Below are 15,334 nucleotides of genomic sequence, written 5' to 3'. Positions count from 1 at the left end.
GCCCCCACAAAAAGTAGGGGCTTGATGTGGCTAGTCATTTTATTTACTCCCCAGCATGACTAGCTCATTGCATAATACTTCAGTAATATAATGTTTGTTACCTTCTTTATCGTCCCAAGAGCGGTTGGTTAATTTACCTTCAATTACGATTTCTTGGCCTTTAGTTATGTAACTCTCTACAATTTTTACTAGACCACCTTTCACAACGATATTGTGCCAGTAAGCGCGTTCTACTTTTTTACCGTCTTTGTCTTTGTAACTGTCATCCGTGGCCATTGAGAATTTGGCCATTTTGTTGCCATCGGCAAATGTCACGATTTCTGGGTCTTGCCCCAATCTTCCAATCAACTGTACTGTGTTTCTAAGTGCGTTCATGATTTCTAAATTTTAATGTTAAACAATTGATACTATCGAACTTCATTATTCGACAGGACAAACGTACGGCGACATCAAAATTGTAGTTGGTTGTTACATACTTACTTTCGTTTATAGTTGTTTGTAACCGTTTGAAAATGACTATGACTTCTTAATATTGGAAATAATTATTGTTTAAATTATTAATAATCAAATATTTATATTATTTAAACTCTTTTACTTCTATCTCAAAATACTTCATAAAAAAATCCCGGAATTTCCGGGATTAATTATTGTAAAAAAAGATTTGGGGATTATGAAACGATGAAAATTCCACCAATTGCTAATACTTCATTCATAGTCAATGGCTCATCGAATGCTTCAGTTACGGCATCATCGCCACCTACTGAACCGAATAAACCACTTAAGTTTACACCACCTTGAATCAAGTTGCTCTCTGGAGTCGAACCTCCATAAATTGGAGCGAAAGCTGAAGGTAAAGAATTATTAGATCTAGTAATCCATCCTTTTTCTCCACGCATTCTTCTTACTTGTGATGCGTGACGAGCTTCTACGGAATGAATCTGCAAAGCATAAGTCAATAGATCATTATCATTGGCCAATGCTCCAGCCTGTCCTTTATATGCGCGAACTCCAGTGTCTTCAAAACCTTGAGCAAGAGCCATAAAAGTTGGGTAATCATTAAACGGATCAAGATTCAATCCACCAGGTGCTCCTGTAAAATCGAATTCTGGTTTAAGATCACCATCTTGTAACCCAAGAGCAGCAAGTAGAAAATCTACGTGTGCATCCTCGTGTCGTGAAATAGTAGAAAAAACAGTTTCATCTGCTGCAGGGATAACACCACTGTCTAAGCCTAATTGGTAAAATTCGCGTTCCAAATATTCTAAGGTCAATGCAAATTTTAGTACGTCTTCGTTGGAAGCCATTTTGTTTCCAAAGCCCATCGCAAGCGTAGCTGCTTTAGTTTTAGAACTTGTTGCGGCCAAAGCAAAAGGTATTGATGCTAATGCAACGTTTTTACCAACATTTTTAAATTGCTGAAATGAATCCCTTCTAGAGCTTTTCTCTTTTAAAAGTTTATCGTCTGAAAGGATATCCAATATTTTTATAAAATTCATAATATTATATTTTTAAGATTGATAGTTATTTTTAGAAGTTTGGCAAGTCGAATGCTGTAAACTCAGTTTTTAGAAATCCTGTTGCAATTACTTCATTTAAGATAGTCTTTGGAGCTGCTGCTTTATCAAAAGCAGGACCAGTTCCGCCAAGACCTATTAAAACATCATCACCAGCAAAATCCATAGAACCTGGATTTATTAAATCTCTAATTGCAGAAGCATGTCTTGCTTCAACCGAAACTATTTTTCCTGCTAACAACAAATATGTTTGACCAGCAGAATCACTAACATCAATTAATTGTCCAGCTCCATTATAAGCTCTAACACCTGTATCTTCCAATACTTGTGAAAGTCCAAGAACTGCATCTCTACTACCGAAATCGACAGCAGAAAAATCAAATTCTAAAGTAGGTAAAACCATACTTTGATCTACAGCTGCACTAATCGCAGTTTTAAAGAAATCTCTATGTATTACCTCATGATTGTAAATGTCTCGGAATAACGTTTTCTCTCTAGCATTTGCGCTAGCAAAATAACTTCCTTGTACAACTTGCGTATAAAATGCTGCCTCCAGTTGTTCTAGAGCATACGCATAGTTTAATATTCCTAGATTTCCACCTCCTAGATCAAAAGCATCTGGTGGGGTGTTGGGCATTAGTACTTCGTCATCGTCGCTACATCCGGTCATAAAAAATAACCCGGCACCTACTACGGCTGCTCCGCTCAGTTTTAAAAATCTCCTACGATCATTTTTTGTTGTAGGTAACTCTTCATTGATTTTGTTTTTCATAATGGTATCTTTTTAAGTTAATGTTCTAAATGTACGTAGTAACTTAGGGTGCGGTTTTAATATAAAAGTTAAATATTTACAAACGCTTTACCAAATTGAGTTAAATATTGGAAAAACCATGTTTTACAGGCTATTAAATTATGGTTTCTATAATTTAATATATCTATTTATATGAATAAGGAAAGGAATAGGTTATAGGTCTTTAGTGATTGAATACTTGCCTATATAATAATAATAGTTGTTTTGAATCTAAGAATTCTACAAAAATCGAATTGGCATCATTAAAATAATTGTGGTTCCTTTTCTTTAGCTATAACCGTAGTTTATTGATTAGGGAATTTATTTTAATAATCATTACTATAAGGTGTGTATAGTCCAAAAAGAAAGCAGATGATTTCTTTGGAAAGTCTCGTAATGATTATTCCGCTTTTCATTGATTCTATTTTTCACTCTGTGATTGGATAAAAATTATTTTGAATAATTGCTGAAAATGATATGTGCAGAGATTGTATTGATTGCTGCTATTACCTATTTAATATTAGAGAATAAAATTATAGAAGTATAAGGAAGGATTTTATTTTAGCAAATGCCTTAGGATAGGGGTTCAAAAGGAAAAGTATATCCACTAAATTATATTGTGGCGATTGCTTCTCATTTTGTTATACGTGAATGCTTTAAGTTTTGAAAACTTTATTTTGGTTGATAACAGCTAAACCCAGATAAGAGAATAGGGTTTATATTTAAAGAAAAGTGGTAATTACCAAGTCTGTCCTTTCAATTCCATCGCTGCTCGTAGTACGTCGCTTTGGCTTATTTGTCCAGCAAGTTTACCATTTTCTAGAATAGGAAAGCGTCGGTGTTTAGACTCAACAAACATATTAGCGGCATCCAGCACGTTCATTTCACCGTCAATGGTATCTACATTTTTTATCATGTGCTGTTCAACCTTAACGTCTTCCATTGGGTGATTATGGTAGCGGGAATCGCTAAGCTGTTTCATACAATCGCCTTCAGAAATAATTCCAACCAATTCATTCTTTTCGTTTACCACGGGACCACCAGAAATTCTCTTCTTCAAAAGAACTTCCATAACTTCCATAATTGATTGTTCTGGTCTAAATGTAATTAAATTACGCGTCATATAATCAGACACCTTTATTTTTTCCGAAGAACCTTTTTGAGTCTTTGCTCTTTTGCCTATAAAACTTTTGATTCCCATAATTCCAATTTTTTGCGAACTTCTAAGATAGTCATTTTTATTATATCATAGAAATGTATTTATTCCGAAGAAAATTCCTTCCGTTTAAAATTGTATTTTTAACACTTCAAACTGACCGACCATGAGAAAATTTGACGCTATTTTATCACTACTCTTCGTCATCGCGCTAGTGTTTTATAGTTTTTACGGATTAACACCGCATTATGATGGAGACATAGCCGCTCCCGCTAAAGAATTTTCCGTTGATAGAGCATTGGAGCCTTTATATGAAATCTCAAAAAAACCACACTACTTAGGTTCTGAAGGCCACACGGAAGTACGAAAATTATTAATTGCTGAATTAGGTAAATTAGGGCTTGAACCACATATTCAAGAAGGGTTTAGCCTAAATCCAGAATCTAAAACGCTCAATAAGCCTATAAATATTGTTGCAAGAATAAAAGGTACTGAAAACGGAAAAGCACTTTTGTTGCTTTCACATTACGATAGTGCTCTAGTGCCTTCCTTTGGCGCCAGTGATGCTGGAAGTGGGTTAGTTACTATTTTGGAAAGTATCCGTGCATATTTGGCTTCAGGCGAAAAACCTAAAAACGATATCATTATTCTTTTTTCTGATGCGGAGGAAATTGGGTTAGACGGCGCCAAACTATTTGTAAACGAACATCCGTGGGCAAAAAATATAGCTTTGGTATTAAACTTTGAAGCTCGTGGAAGTAGCGGTCCAAGCAATATGATTTTGGAAACTAACGGCGGAAACTCAAATTTAGTAAAGCAATTCATAAAAGCGAATCCAGATTTCCCAGTGGCTACTTCATTAATGTACAGCGTTTATAAAATGCTGCCGAACGACACGGATTCTACTATTTTTAGAGAAGATGGCGATATTGATAGCTTTTTCTTCGCTTTTATTGACAGTCATTTCAATTATCATACCGCCAACGATACTTTTCAAAATTTAAGTAGAAATAGTCTTGCCCATCAAGGCAGCTACCTTTTGCCACTGATTCATTATTTTTCAAACGCAGACCTTTCAACGTTGAAGTCTGAAACAGACGATGTTTATTTCAACTTCCCGATTATAAAAATGGTAAGCTATCCTTTTTCTTGGATTTTGCCGATGCTCATTTTGGCAACTGTGTTATTCGTTTTCCTCATATTCTACGGACTTTACAAAAAAAAACTAGATGGAAAAACAATGGCTTTGGGCTTTGTTCCGTTTTTACTTTCATTTATTATTTGCGGTCTTATGGGGTTTTTTGGCTGGAAATTGATTTTAATCTTTTATCCTCAATATTCTGAAATCCAGCAAGGATTTACCTATAACGGACATTGGTATATTGTGTTTTTTGTATTCTTTTCCTTGGCAATTACGTTTGCGATTTATAAAAAATTTACCAAGAAATTCAGCGAACCTTCATTTTATGTAGCTCCCATTTTCTTTTGGATTTTAATAAATCTAGCGGTATTCATTATTATAAAAGGAGCGGCATATTTTATAATTCCAGTGTTTTTTGGGTTGTTATCTTTCTTTGTGATGCTTCGGCAAGAACGCCCCAACCTATTAGCAATGATGCTTTTGGCGGTTCCTGCAATTTTTATTTTCGCTCCGCTTATTCAGTTTTTTCCAGTTGGGTTAGGATTGAAAATGCTAGTAATTAGCTGTGTTTTCACCGTTTTACTTTTTGCGCTTCTTTGGCCAGTTTTCGGCTATTATAAAAAGAAAGGAATAGTTTCTGCTTTATGCCTTTTGCTTGCTATATTTTTCTTAATAAAAGCACATTCCAAAAGCGATTTTTCTGATGAAAGAAAAAAGCCGAATAGTCTCGTTTACTATAAAGATGCAGATTCAGACAAAACCTTCTGGCTCACTTATGATAAAGAAATTGACGAATGGACCAAACAATATTTAGGCGAAAACCCTGAATATGCCTCCAATGTTTTGGAAGGCGACGCAGCATATAATAAATATGGAACCAACTTCACCTTCGCGGCTCAAGCACCTGAAAAATACATTCCAAATTTTGAAGTAATTCTGAAGGAAGACACTCTAGTTGAAAACCTTCGAAAGGTTAAATTTATTATAATTCCAAAGCGAAGAGTTAATAAAATAGATTTGTACAACACTGAAAACGTTTCTTTCAAATCTTTGGAATTCAATGGACAAAAAATGCTAGTTTCAGAAAAAACGAAAGCATATCGAGGAACTAAGAATGCTGCGCTGATCAATTATTATGTTTCTGAGAATGATTCCTTAAAAGTAAATTTTTCAGTAGAAAAAGGCAATCGAGTTTCTTTTAAAGTTGTGGAATATTCTTTTGATTTGATGACAGATTCCCAATTCAACATTTTAAAACGACCAAATTTCACAATGCCGAAACCTTTTGTAATTACGGATGCAGTAATGGTAAAACGTACTTTTTCTATAGATTCGTTGAAAATGAAAGCTCAAGATTCGCTTTCCGTTTCTCCAAATCAATCCATAGATTATTAATGTGCATATAGTTTTTGGTTGATTTTACTAAAGCACTGATATGGCGATTATACTTTGTATTTTTGAAGCTTTTCATTTAAAGAATACTCTTTTAAACGAATATATTTATGAATAAGATAGAGCATATAGGGATTGCGGTGAAGAATATAGCCGAAGCGAACAAAATTTATGAAGCATTGTTGGGTAATGCACCTTATAAAAGTGAAAAAGTGGAGAGCGAAGGAGTAGAAACATCCTTTTTTCAATGTGGTGAGAGTAAAATTGAGCTCTTAGAAGCGACAAATTCAGACAGCCCAATTGCCAAATTTATAGAGAAACGTGGAGAGGGAATTCATCATATAGCTTTTGCAGTAGCGGACATCAAAAAGGAGATGAAAAGGCTTAAAGATGAAGGGTTTATATTGCTAAATGAAACCCCTAAAAAGGGAGCAGATAACAAGCTGGTGGCGTTCCTTCATCCTAAATCTGCAAACGGTGTATTGGTGGAGCTTTGCCAAGAAATTGAGAATAACGAAAAATAGTTTTGTTGTATTTGCAAAGTGTTTTACATTTGCAATCCTGTTATTTATCCCACTCGGTCGTTTTTCAACCTAAAGTTCGGATAAATATTTTGAAATTTTGACAACAATAACGGTCCCATAGCTCAGCTGGTTAGAGCATCTGACTCATAATCAGAGGGTCCATGGTTCGAGCCCATGTGGGACCACTTTTTACAATCAATTCGTTGTTTTTCATTGAGATTTTTGTTGAGTCTAATTGATAGTGGCGAGAAGTTTATACTGAGCGCAGTCGAAGTGAGCCCAAGTTGGACAACTTTTTTGACAGAAATGCCGATTCAATTTTTGAATTAATCTACCGTGTTTTAGTTTCAATTAGATCATTGACAAAAGCCAAAAACACATTTTTATCATTCCGCATCAAAAAAAAATACTATTTTTAGGCGTTTTAATATAACACAAAATAGTTAAGAAACCACAATGGCATCACTTATTTATAACGTTATAATGTTTGCTTTCCAAGCAGCTAAAGGCGCGCAAGGGCCTCCGCCACCTGGTAGTAGTAGTAGTGGTGGCGGTGGTACTACTAATGCACCTGAACTTCCATTAGATGAAAACCTTTGGATTCTTTTAGCGATGGGTATTCTATTCGGCATTTACATAATCTACAGAAAAAATAGAGCTATAAATAAGGCTGCATAAGGTTCTTCACATACTTTCCAATTATATCAAATTCTAAGTTTATTGTATCTCCTGTTTTAATTTCCTTAAAATTCGTATTTTCAAAAGTATAAGGTATTATCGCTACGCTGAATTGTCCCTTTTTCGAATTTACAACCGTTAAACTTACTCCATTCAAAGTAATGGAACCTTTTTCAACAGTGCTAAATTCCGAATTTTTATATTCAAAAGTAAAAACCCAACTGCCATTTGCTTCTTCAATATTTTTGCAAACAGCCGTTCCATCTACGTGCCCTTGAACCATATGGCCATCCAATCTGTCGCCTAATTTCATTGCTCTTTCAAGATTTACGAGCGATCCTTTTTTCAGAGATTTCAAATTGGTTTTGGTTAGGGTTTCTTTTATTGCTGTAACTATATAAGTATTGTCACTTATTTTCACAACTGTTAAACAAACCCCATTGTGAGATACGCTTTGATCTATTTTTAGTTCCTGCGCCAGCGAGCTCTTTATTTCTAAGTGAAGGTTTTCTCCTTCTTTGGTCAGTTGGGCTATTTCGCCAACGGTTTCAATAATTCCTGTAAACATCGATACATTTAGTTACATTTGTAGTGCAAAAATAACAATTAAAAAATGAGCAGAGAGGATAAAATAGTGGTCGGTATTTCCATAGGTGACATAAATGGAATTGGGAGCGAGATAGTTCTGAAAACCTTTGAAGATTCACGCATGCTGGAGTTTTGTACGCCCGTAGTCTTTGCATCGGTAAAACTGATGTCGTTTTTTAAGAAACACTATGAAATAGACATCAATTTTCACGGAATAGATAAAATCGAAGATCTTGTTCCGAAGAAAATAAATGTTCTCAATGTTTGGAAGGAGCACGTAGATGTTGCTTTTGGTGAAGAAAACCAAACAGGCGGCGAATACGCCATAAAATCCCTGAAAGCGGCAGTTTCAGCATTAAAGGAAAGTAAAATTGACGCTTTGGTAACTGCTCCTATAAATAAAAGTAACGTTCAATCTGAAAGTTTCAATTTTCCAGGGCATACAGATTATTTAGCTCAGGAACTTGAAGGTGAAAGTTTGATGTTGTTGGTTTCAGAAGACTTGAGAGTTGGGCTTTTAACCGATCATGTTGCGGTAAAAGATGTTGTAAAAAATATTACTCGTGAACGTATTGATAAGAAGATCAATACGATTTACCACACTTTAATTGAAGACTTTGGAATAGAAAGACCAAAAATCGCCGTTTTAGGAATCAATCCACATACAGGAGATAATGGCGTTATTGGAGACGAAGATGACACATTATTGCGCCCAGCGTTGGATAATATTCGAAAAAACGGAAAAATAGTTTTCGGTCCTTATGCCGCAGATAGCTTTTTTGGCTCTGGCAACTATAAAAATTTTGATGCTATAATTGCCTCCTATCACGACCAAGGTTTAATTCCTTTTAAGACCCTTGCATTTGGAAAAGGAGTAAACTTTACAGCAGGTCTAAATCGCATCCGAACCTCTCCAGATCACGGAACAGCGTTTGATTTGGCCGGAAAAAATGAAGCAAATTTTGAATCTTTTCGCGAAGCAGTTTTTAGCGCTGTTTCCATATTTGAGACTCGTGAGGAGTATGAAGAAATATCCAAAAATCCACTGCAAGCTTCACGTAAAAGAGGCTTCGTAAAAAAGAAATAAAAAAACCAATTGCTATTCAAATATTTTTTTATCTTTGCACCCGCCTTATCTGTAAGGTTAAGGTCTTAAATAGGTGTGAAAATGAAGGATTTGAAAGAATTTACCATCCCTTTCGTAGGGCTTAAATTAGGAAAACACCAGTTTAACTTTGAATTAAAAAAAGCGTTCTTTGAGCATTTTGAGTATGACGAATTTAATGACGCTGCCATTAATCTCGATGTACTGCTGGAAAAAATGAGCACGTTGCTAGAGTTCACATTAACATATAATGGAACCGTAAACGTTGCTTGCGACACTACAAACGAACCCTTCGATCAAGAGGTCGATGGAGAATATAAGTTTGTTGTAAAATTCGGTGATGAATACAATGACGAAAATGAAGATTTACTCATTTTGTCTCACGGAAGTTATGAAGTGAACATTCAGCAATATATTTTTGAATCAATAGTGTTGGCTATGCCTTCACGAAAAGTTCATCCCGGAGTAAAAGACGGAACATTAAAAAGTGACATACTCGATAAACTTGAAGAACTAAGTCCAAAAGATCTCGACGAACAATCGGAACCTGAGGACGACAATACTGATCCCCGTTGGGATTCATTAAAAAAACTATTAACGGATAAATAATAAATAGCAATGGCACATCCAAAGAGAAAAATCTCGAAGACAAGAAGAGATAAGAGAAGAACGCATTACAAAGCTACTGCCCCTACAATTGCAATAGACCCTACAACGGGTGAGGCGCATCTTTTTCACAGAGCACACTGGCACGAAGGTAAAATGTACTACCGTGGTCAAGTTGTTATTGATGCAACTGAGCAAGTAGAAGCATAATCTTATATATTTTAATGCAAAACTCTCACCTAATGGTGAGGGTTTTTTTGTTTTTTAACTTTACAAAAAGTCAAAAACAACTTAATTATTGCCGATTTTCAACTAAAATTTAGTAATTTTCACTCCTTTTAAGAGATTTTCGATCTTTTTTGTGAATTTTAATTCAACTTTATGAGTAGTATCACGGCAGCTATTACCGCTGTAGGGAGTTACGTTCCAGATTACGTTCTCTCCAACAAAGTTTTGGAAACAATGGTCGATACCAACGACGATTGGATTACCTCTAGAACCGGAATTAAGGAAAGGAGAATATTAAAGGATAAAGACAAAGGCACTTCCTATTTAGCTATTCAAGCAGCAAAAGATCTTCTTCAAAAAAGCAACACAGACCCAGCAGAGATTGATATGGTTATCATGGCAACTGCAACGCCAGATATGCCTGTGGCTGCAACTGGTGTTTATGTGGCAACTCAAATTGGAGCCGTAAATGCTTTTTCTTATGATTTGGTTGCAGCCTGTTCCAGTTTTCTCTTCGGAATGTCAACCGCAGCACGATATATAGAATCCGGAAAATATAAAAAAGTATTACTCATTGGCGCAGATAAAATGTCGTCAATAATTGACTATACAGATAGAACTACCTGCATTATTTTTGGTGATGGTGGTGGCGCTGTACTTTTTGAACCCAATACAGAAGGTTTAGGAGTAATAGATGAATATTTGCGCACAGACGGAGTAGGAAGACCTTTCCTAAAAATTGATGCAGGCGGTTCATTGCTTCCCTCTTCAATTGAAACCGTTACTAATAAACAACATTACGTTTTTCAAGAAGGAAAAACGGTTTTCAAATTCGCAGTTTCGAATATGGCCGATGTTTGTGAAAAAGTGATGCTAAAAAACAACCTTACTGGCGATGATGTAAACTGGCTAGTTCCACATCAAGCAAACAAACGGATTATTGATGCCGCAGCTTCAAGGATGAAACTTCCCCAAGAAAAAGTAATGATAAACATTCATAAATATGGTAACACAACCTCTGCTACCTTGCCGTTGTGTTTGGCCGATTATGAAAAACAACTTAAAAAAGGTGATAATTTAATTTTTGCTTCCTTCGGTGGAGGCTTTACCTGGGGCGCCGTTTATGTGAAATGGGCCTACGATTCAAAATAATTTTAACCAACCCCAAGACTAAATTTTATAATATGGATTTAAAGGACATTCAAAACTTAATCAAGTTTGTGGCAAAAAGTGGTGCCAGCGAAGTAAAACTTGAAACGGACGACATAAAGATCACTATCAAAACAGGATCTGAAGGAGGCGAAACCACCTACATTCAGCAAGTACCAACAATGGCGCAACCGCAAATGCAAATGCAGCCACAAACTTCGGCTCCACAACAGCAATCAGGATCTTCAAATGATGCTCCTGAAGATACAGCCGAATCTAAATACATTACAATCAAGTCACCAATCATTGGTACTTTATATAGAAAACCTTCTCCAGACAAACCTGTTTTTGTAGAAGTGGGAAGTACAATAAACGTAGGCGATGTGCTTTGCGTAATTGAAGCTATGAAACTTTTCAACGAAATAGAAAGTGAAGTTTCAGGAAAGATTGTAAAAATTTTAGTGGACGATTCTTCTCCAGTAGAATTTGACCAACCGTTATTTTTAGTAGATCCATCTTAGTATAAATTCCAAATAACAAATTCCAAATTCCAAATTTTTTGGGATTTGGAATTTGGAATTTGATATTTCAGAAAAAGTTATGTTTAAAAAGATATTGATTGCAAATAGGGGTGAAATCGCACTGCGAATTATCCGCACCTGCCGTGAGATGGGTATCAAAACTGTGGCTGTTTATTCTACAGCTGATGAAGAAAGTCTACACGTTCGCTTTGCAGATGAAGCAGTTTGCATTGGCCCACCGCCAAGTAATTTGAGCTACCTAAAAATGTCTAACATTATCGCCGCTGCGGAAATTACCAACGCAGACGCGATACATCCAGGCTACGGATTTCTTTCTGAAAATGCTAAATTTTCAAAAATCTGTCAAGAACACGGTATAAAATTTATTGGTGCTTCTCCAGAAATGATTGAACGTATGGGCGATAAAGCTTCTGCCAAAGCAACGATGAAAGCAGCCGGAGTTCCTACCGTTCCTGGAAGTGAAGGTATCATTGAATCGTTTGAAAAGTGTGAAAAAATCGCTGCAGAAACGGGTTATCCTGTAATGCTAAAAGCTACCGCTGGTGGTGGTGGAAAAGGAATGCGAGAAGTCTGGAAAAAAGAAGATCTTCGAAAAGCTTGGGATAGCGCTCGCCAAGAAGCTGCTGCTTCATTTGGAAATGATGGAATGTATATGGAAAAACTCATTGAAGAGCCGCGCCATATCGAAATCCAAGTTGTGGGCGATAGCACAGGACGAGCATGTCATTTAAGTGAGCGCGACTGCTCTATTCAGCGTCGTCACCAAAAACTTACTGAGGAAACACCAAGCCCGTTTATGACGAAAAAACTTCGTACAGATATGGGTAATGCAGCTGTGAAAGCCGCAGAATATATTAAATATGAAGGAGCAGGAACTGTAGAATTTTTGGTGGACAAACACCGTAATTTCTACTTTATGGAAATGAATACTCGTATTCAAGTAGAACACCCTATTACAGAGCAGGTAATTGATTACGATTTAATTCGTGAACAAATATTAGTTGCAGCAGGAGTACCAATTTCAGGTAAAAACTACACACCACAACTACACGCTATAGAATGTAGAATAAATGCAGAAGATCCTTATAACGATTTCCGTCCTTCGCCAGGTAAAATTACAGTTTTGCACGCGCCAGGAGGTCACGGTATTCGTTTAGATACGCACGTTTACGCAGGTTATACAATTGTACCGAATTATGATTCTATGATTGCGAAACTTATTACCACTGCTCAAACACGCGAAGAAGCTATCAATAAAATGAAACGTGCTTTGGATGAATTTGTGATTGAAGGTATAAAAACCACCATTCCATTCCACCGTCAATTGATGGACGAACCGGATTATGTTGCTGGAAATTACACCACGGCTTTCATGAATACTTTTAAAATGAACGAGCCTGAAGAGGAGTAAAAAATCAAACAGTTGGCAGTAGCAGTGAGCAATGGTTTACTCAAACTGAGACTGAATACTTTTAAAAAAGCATCAAATTCCAAAAACTTATCTTTGGAATTTGGTGCTTTTTCTAATTTCAAATCTATTTAAAAATGAATTTATCTTTTTGGGAACATAAAACTTGGCTATCGAACATAGACTTCGCAGTTATTGGCAGCGGAATTGTGGGTTTGAATTGTGCGCTTTCACTTCGGAAGAAACACCCTAAGAGTAAAATTGTTGTTTTTGAAAGAGGAATTTTGCCAAGCGGTGCAAGCACTAAAAATGCAGGTTTTGCTTGCTTCGGAAGTATTTCTGAAATATTGGAAGATTTAAAAAACCATTCTGAAGAAGAAGTTATTCAACTCGTAAAAAAAAGAGTTGAAGGTTTACAGTTATTGCGAAATACGCTTGGCGATGAACAGCTTGATTATAAAGAATATGGCGGTTACGAACTTTTTACGAAGGAAGATGCAGAACTTTTTGAAAGCTGTAAATCGAAAATTAGCTATGTAAATGACTTACTGAAACCTATTTTTAAAGCTGAAATTTTTTCAGAACAGGTAAACCATTTCGGTTTTATGAATATCCAACCGAAACTTATTTATAGCAAGTTTGAAGGGCAGATTGATACTGGAAAAATGATGCTCGGTCTCATTAAGAAAGCTTCCTCGGAAAATATTTTACTATTGAATTCTTCAGAAATCACTGATATTTCAGATAATGGTGAAAATGTTTCGCTTCAATTGAATTCTTCCGAAGAAATTACTTCAATAAAAGTTTTCATTGCCACCAATGGTTTCGCAAAGCAATTTTTAGATGAAGACATAAAACCAGCTAGAGCACAAGTTTTCGTGACTAAACCAATTAAAAATCTTCAAATTAAAGGAACTTTTCATCTTGATAAGGGCTATTATTATTTCAGAAATATAGAAGATAGAATTCTTTTTGGTGGTGGTAGAAATCTCGATTTTAAAGCTGAAGAAACCACCGAAATGGAATTGACAAAATTGGTTCAAAATAGGTTGGAGCAATTACTTAAAACCGTAATTTTACCCGCGCAAATTTTCGAAATTGACCGACGCTGGAGTGGCATTATGGGCATGGGAAAACAGAAAAAACCAATTATAAAAGCGGTTTCAAAAAACGTTTTTTGTGGTCTACGTTTGGGCGGAATGGGTGTTGCAATAGGGAGTTCCATTGGGAAACAGCTAGCAGAGTTCAGTTAAAAAAGCTTTGCGGTCTCTACGCCTTTGCGGTAAATAACACCGCAGAGGCGCAGAGAACGCAGAGGAAATAACTATATATGATTAAAAAACTATTCAAATTTATTTTCAAACTTTTACTTTGGTTCATAGGGCTAACTGTTTTTTGGGTTCTGCTTTATAAATTTGTTCCCGTTCCTTACACTCCTTTAATGGCCATTCGCTCCATTGAAGGCGGCAAAAACTACAAAACCCGTCACGATTGGGTTCCGATTGAAGAAATCTCGCCATACTTACAGCTTGCAGTTATTTGCGCCGAAGACCAAACGTTCTTAAGTCACAGCGGTTTCGATAGAGAAGCGATAGAAAAAGCACTTAAAAATAACGAAAAAGGGAAAAAAATTAGAGGCGGAAGTACCATCTCCCAACAAACCGCAAAGAATGCTTTTCTCTGGCCAGGCCGTACATGGTTTAGAAAGGGAATGGAAGCCTATTTTACCTTGCTAATTGAAACACTCTGGAGCAAGGAACGAATTTTGGAGGTATATTTGAATAGTGTAGAAATGGGCAAAGGAGTATATGGCGCAGAAGCTGCATCACAATACTGGTTTAAGAAATCTGCAAAAAACCTTCGAGCCGAAAATGCTGCAGCAATTGCTGCTATTTTACCTAGTCCGCAGCGTTACAGCGCGAATCCGCCTGGAGCATACGTGGTGCGTAGAACACAATGGATTGTCCGACAAATGAGGTATTACGGACCTTTCACCTTAGAAAAACAAGAGCCAAAAGAACCTAAAGAGAAAAAGAGTAAAAATAAAAAATGACGACTGTAGAACTAAAAACCGTATTACTACAACACTGCCAAAATCAGGTTGACAACCGTTATTCCAAAATAAAACAGACTATTTCAGGAATTGAAGAATCTTTGCTTGAAGAGTCTAAAAGCAGCAGCGGTGATAAACACGAAACAGGTCGTGCAATGCTTCAAATAGATCGTGAAAACGCTGGAAAACAACTGCAAGAAATTGAAAAAATTGTTCCGTTACTAAGAAAAATAGACGTTAAAGCAACTTCAGATTATGCTCGTTTGGGGAGCTTGGTTTATACGGATAGATTCACTTATTTCATTAGTCTTTCCATTGGAACGGTTCCGATTGGCAAGACGGATTATCTTTGCGTTGCGTTGAATTCTCCAGTAGGATTGCTTATTTCCGGAAAGAAAAAAGGTGATGAATTTAACCTTAATGGCAATGTTTATCAAATTACAAATGTGAAGTAATACTG

17 protein-coding genes and 1 tRNA gene are annotated in these 15,334 nt (G+C 36.2%); 13 read left to right on the top strand and 5 right to left on the bottom strand.

Annotation, left to right across the window (positions count from 1 at the left end; translation table 11 throughout):
- Positions 1 to 39: 39 nt before the first annotated feature.
- The 4 genes from AEQSU_RS05645 to AEQSU_RS05630 form a co-directional block, all read right to left on the bottom strand.
- Entirely contained in the window at positions 40 to 375 is a 336-nt protein-coding gene (locus AEQSU_RS05645) for a single-stranded DNA-binding protein (RefSeq protein WP_014781896.1), read from the bottom strand.
- 293 nt (positions 376 to 668) lie between these two features.
- On the bottom strand, positions 669 to 1,496 hold the full coding sequence (locus AEQSU_RS05640) for a ferritin-like domain-containing protein (protein WP_014781895.1): 828 nt from the start codon (positions 1,494 to 1,496) through the stop codon (positions 669 to 671).
- Positions 1,497 to 1,527: 31 nt separating this feature from the next.
- Complete coding sequence (locus AEQSU_RS05635) at positions 1,528 to 2,286, bottom strand: ferritin-like domain-containing protein (protein WP_014781894.1); 759 nt, start codon at positions 2,284 to 2,286, stop codon at positions 1,528 to 1,530.
- Positions 2,287 to 3,043: 757 nt separating this feature from the next.
- Positions 3,044 to 3,505, bottom strand: coding sequence for a CBS domain-containing protein (locus AEQSU_RS05630; RefSeq protein WP_014781893.1), 462 nt, complete (start codon positions 3,503 to 3,505; stop codon positions 3,044 to 3,046).
- Between the two features lie 121 nt (positions 3,506 to 3,626).
- Between AEQSU_RS05630 and AEQSU_RS05625 the strand changes: the two genes are divergently transcribed.
- The 4 genes from AEQSU_RS05625 (at position 3,627) to AEQSU_RS05610 (ending at position 7,195) form a co-directional block, all read left to right on the top strand.
- Positions 3,627 to 5,996: a M20/M25/M40 family metallo-hydrolase gene (locus AEQSU_RS05625; RefSeq protein WP_014781892.1), complete on the top strand. Its 2,370-nt coding sequence runs from the start codon at positions 3,627 to 3,629 to the stop codon at positions 5,994 to 5,996.
- A 107-nt stretch (positions 5,997 to 6,103) separates the two neighbouring features.
- The gene (gene mce / locus AEQSU_RS05620; RefSeq protein ID WP_014781891.1) at positions 6,104 to 6,517 is read left to right on the top strand and encodes a methylmalonyl-CoA epimerase; all 414 of its coding nucleotides are present in this window, start codon (positions 6,104 to 6,106) and stop codon (positions 6,515 to 6,517) included.
- Between the two features lie 111 nt (positions 6,518 to 6,628).
- Positions 6,629 to 6,702, top strand: a tRNA-Ile gene (locus AEQSU_RS05615).
- A gap of 271 nt (positions 6,703 to 6,973) precedes the next feature.
- Positions 6,974 to 7,195, top strand: coding sequence for a hypothetical protein (locus AEQSU_RS05610; RefSeq protein WP_014781890.1), 222 nt, complete (start codon positions 6,974 to 6,976; stop codon positions 7,193 to 7,195).
- Here the strand turns inward: AEQSU_RS05610 and AEQSU_RS05605 are convergent.
- The gene (locus AEQSU_RS05605; RefSeq protein ID WP_014781889.1) at positions 7,176 to 7,763 is read right to left on the bottom strand and encodes a riboflavin synthase; all 588 of its coding nucleotides are present in this window, start codon (positions 7,761 to 7,763) and stop codon (positions 7,176 to 7,178) included. The two genes, AEQSU_RS05610 and AEQSU_RS05605, sit on opposite strands and share 20 nt — an antisense overlap.
- A gap of 45 nt (positions 7,764 to 7,808) precedes the next feature.
- On the opposite strand from AEQSU_RS05605, the gene pdxA reads away from it, so the two are divergent.
- The 9 genes from pdxA (at position 7,809) to AEQSU_RS05560 (ending at position 15,329) form a co-directional block, all read left to right on the top strand.
- Positions 7,809 to 8,870: a 4-hydroxythreonine-4-phosphate dehydrogenase PdxA gene (gene pdxA / locus AEQSU_RS05600; RefSeq protein WP_014781888.1), complete on the top strand. Its 1,062-nt coding sequence runs from the start codon at positions 7,809 to 7,811 to the stop codon at positions 8,868 to 8,870.
- A gap of 81 nt (positions 8,871 to 8,951) precedes the next feature.
- Positions 8,952 to 9,497: a YceD family protein gene (locus AEQSU_RS05595; protein ID WP_014781887.1), complete on the top strand. Its 546-nt coding sequence runs from the start codon at positions 8,952 to 8,954 to the stop codon at positions 9,495 to 9,497.
- A 9-nt stretch (positions 9,498 to 9,506) separates the two neighbouring features.
- On the top strand, positions 9,507 to 9,704 hold the full coding sequence (gene rpmF / locus AEQSU_RS05590) for a 50S ribosomal protein L32 (RefSeq protein WP_014781886.1): 198 nt from the start codon (positions 9,507 to 9,509) through the stop codon (positions 9,702 to 9,704).
- A 171-nt stretch (positions 9,705 to 9,875) separates the two neighbouring features.
- The gene (locus AEQSU_RS05585; protein WP_014781885.1) at positions 9,876 to 10,874 is read left to right on the top strand and encodes a beta-ketoacyl-ACP synthase III; all 999 of its coding nucleotides are present in this window, start codon (positions 9,876 to 9,878) and stop codon (positions 10,872 to 10,874) included.
- A 32-nt stretch (positions 10,875 to 10,906) separates the two neighbouring features.
- Positions 10,907 to 11,392: an acetyl-CoA carboxylase biotin carboxyl carrier protein gene (gene accB / locus AEQSU_RS05580; protein WP_014781884.1), complete on the top strand. Its 486-nt coding sequence runs from the start codon at positions 10,907 to 10,909 to the stop codon at positions 11,390 to 11,392.
- A 79-nt stretch (positions 11,393 to 11,471) separates the two neighbouring features.
- Positions 11,472 to 12,824 (top strand): acetyl-CoA carboxylase biotin carboxylase subunit, encoded by a 1,353-nt coding sequence (accC, locus tag AEQSU_RS05575; protein WP_014781883.1) that lies wholly within the window; start codon positions 11,472 to 11,474, stop codon positions 12,822 to 12,824.
- Positions 12,825 to 12,958: 134 nt separating this feature from the next.
- Complete coding sequence (locus AEQSU_RS05570; protein ID WP_014781882.1) at positions 12,959 to 14,074, top strand: NAD(P)/FAD-dependent oxidoreductase; 1,116 nt, start codon at positions 12,959 to 12,961, stop codon at positions 14,072 to 14,074.
- 77 nt (positions 14,075 to 14,151) lie between these two features.
- On the top strand, positions 14,152 to 14,874 hold the full coding sequence (mtgA, locus tag AEQSU_RS05565) for a monofunctional biosynthetic peptidoglycan transglycosylase (RefSeq protein ID WP_014781881.1): 723 nt from the start codon (positions 14,152 to 14,154) through the stop codon (positions 14,872 to 14,874).
- The gene (locus tag AEQSU_RS05560; protein WP_014781880.1) at positions 14,871 to 15,329 is read left to right on the top strand and encodes a hypothetical protein; all 459 of its coding nucleotides are present in this window, start codon (positions 14,871 to 14,873) and stop codon (positions 15,327 to 15,329) included. The genes mtgA and AEQSU_RS05560 overlap by 4 nt, the downstream gene beginning before the upstream one ends.
- The last annotated feature ends 5 nt before the right edge of the window (positions 15,330 to 15,334 follow it).

The organism is Aequorivita sublithincola DSM 14238 (assembly GCF_000265385.1).
GTDB classification, from domain to species: Bacteria; Bacteroidota; Bacteroidia; order Flavobacteriales; family Flavobacteriaceae; genus Aequorivita; species Aequorivita sublithincola.
Note: the sequence above shows the minus strand (reverse complement) of the source record. Positions and strands in the feature narration are given on the sequence as shown.

Bases quoted from the DNA above. Each gene is read 5' to 3' on its own strand.
- AEQSU_RS05570 (WP_014781882.1), top strand. From the start codon at position 12,959: ATGAATTTATCTTTTTGGGAACATAAAACTTGGCTATCGAACATAGAC.
- AEQSU_RS05625 (WP_014781892.1), top strand. From the start codon at position 3,627: ATGAGAAAATTTGACGCTATTTTATCACTACTCTTCGTCATCGCGCTA.
- AEQSU_RS05585 (WP_014781885.1), top strand. From the start codon at position 9,876: ATGAGTAGTATCACGGCAGCTATTACCGCTGTAGGGAGTTACGTTCCA.
- mtgA (WP_014781881.1), top strand. From the start codon at position 14,152: ATGATTAAAAAACTATTCAAATTTATTTTCAAACTTTTACTTTGGTTC.
- AEQSU_RS05640 (WP_014781895.1), bottom strand. From the start codon at position 1,496: ATGAATTTTATAAAAATATTGGATATCCTTTCAGACGATAAACTTTTA.
- AEQSU_RS05560 (WP_014781880.1), top strand. From the start codon at position 14,871: ATGACGACTGTAGAACTAAAAACCGTATTACTACAACACTGCCAAAAT.
- AEQSU_RS05605 (WP_014781889.1), bottom strand. From the start codon at position 7,763: ATGTTTACAGGAATTATTGAAACCGTTGGCGAAATAGCCCAACTGACC.
- AEQSU_RS05610 (WP_014781890.1), top strand. From the start codon at position 6,974: ATGGCATCACTTATTTATAACGTTATAATGTTTGCTTTCCAAGCAGCT.
- rpmF (WP_014781886.1), top strand. From the start codon at position 9,507: ATGGCACATCCAAAGAGAAAAATCTCGAAGACAAGAAGAGATAAGAGA.
- AEQSU_RS05635 (WP_014781894.1), bottom strand. From the start codon at position 2,286: ATGAAAAACAAAATCAATGAAGAGTTACCTACAACAAAAAATGATCGT.
- pdxA (WP_014781888.1), top strand. From the start codon at position 7,809: ATGAGCAGAGAGGATAAAATAGTGGTCGGTATTTCCATAGGTGACATA.
- accC (WP_014781883.1), top strand. From the start codon at position 11,472: ATGTTTAAAAAGATATTGATTGCAAATAGGGGTGAAATCGCACTGCGA.
- AEQSU_RS05595 (WP_014781887.1), top strand. From the start codon at position 8,952: ATGAAGGATTTGAAAGAATTTACCATCCCTTTCGTAGGGCTTAAATTA.
- mce (WP_014781891.1), top strand. From the start codon at position 6,104: ATGAATAAGATAGAGCATATAGGGATTGCGGTGAAGAATATAGCCGAA.
- AEQSU_RS05645 (WP_014781896.1), bottom strand. From the start codon at position 375: ATGAACGCACTTAGAAACACAGTACAGTTGATTGGAAGATTGGGGCAA.
- accB (WP_014781884.1), top strand. From the start codon at position 10,907: ATGGATTTAAAGGACATTCAAAACTTAATCAAGTTTGTGGCAAAAAGT.
- AEQSU_RS05630 (WP_014781893.1), bottom strand. From the start codon at position 3,505: ATGGGAATCAAAAGTTTTATAGGCAAAAGAGCAAAGACTCAAAAAGGT.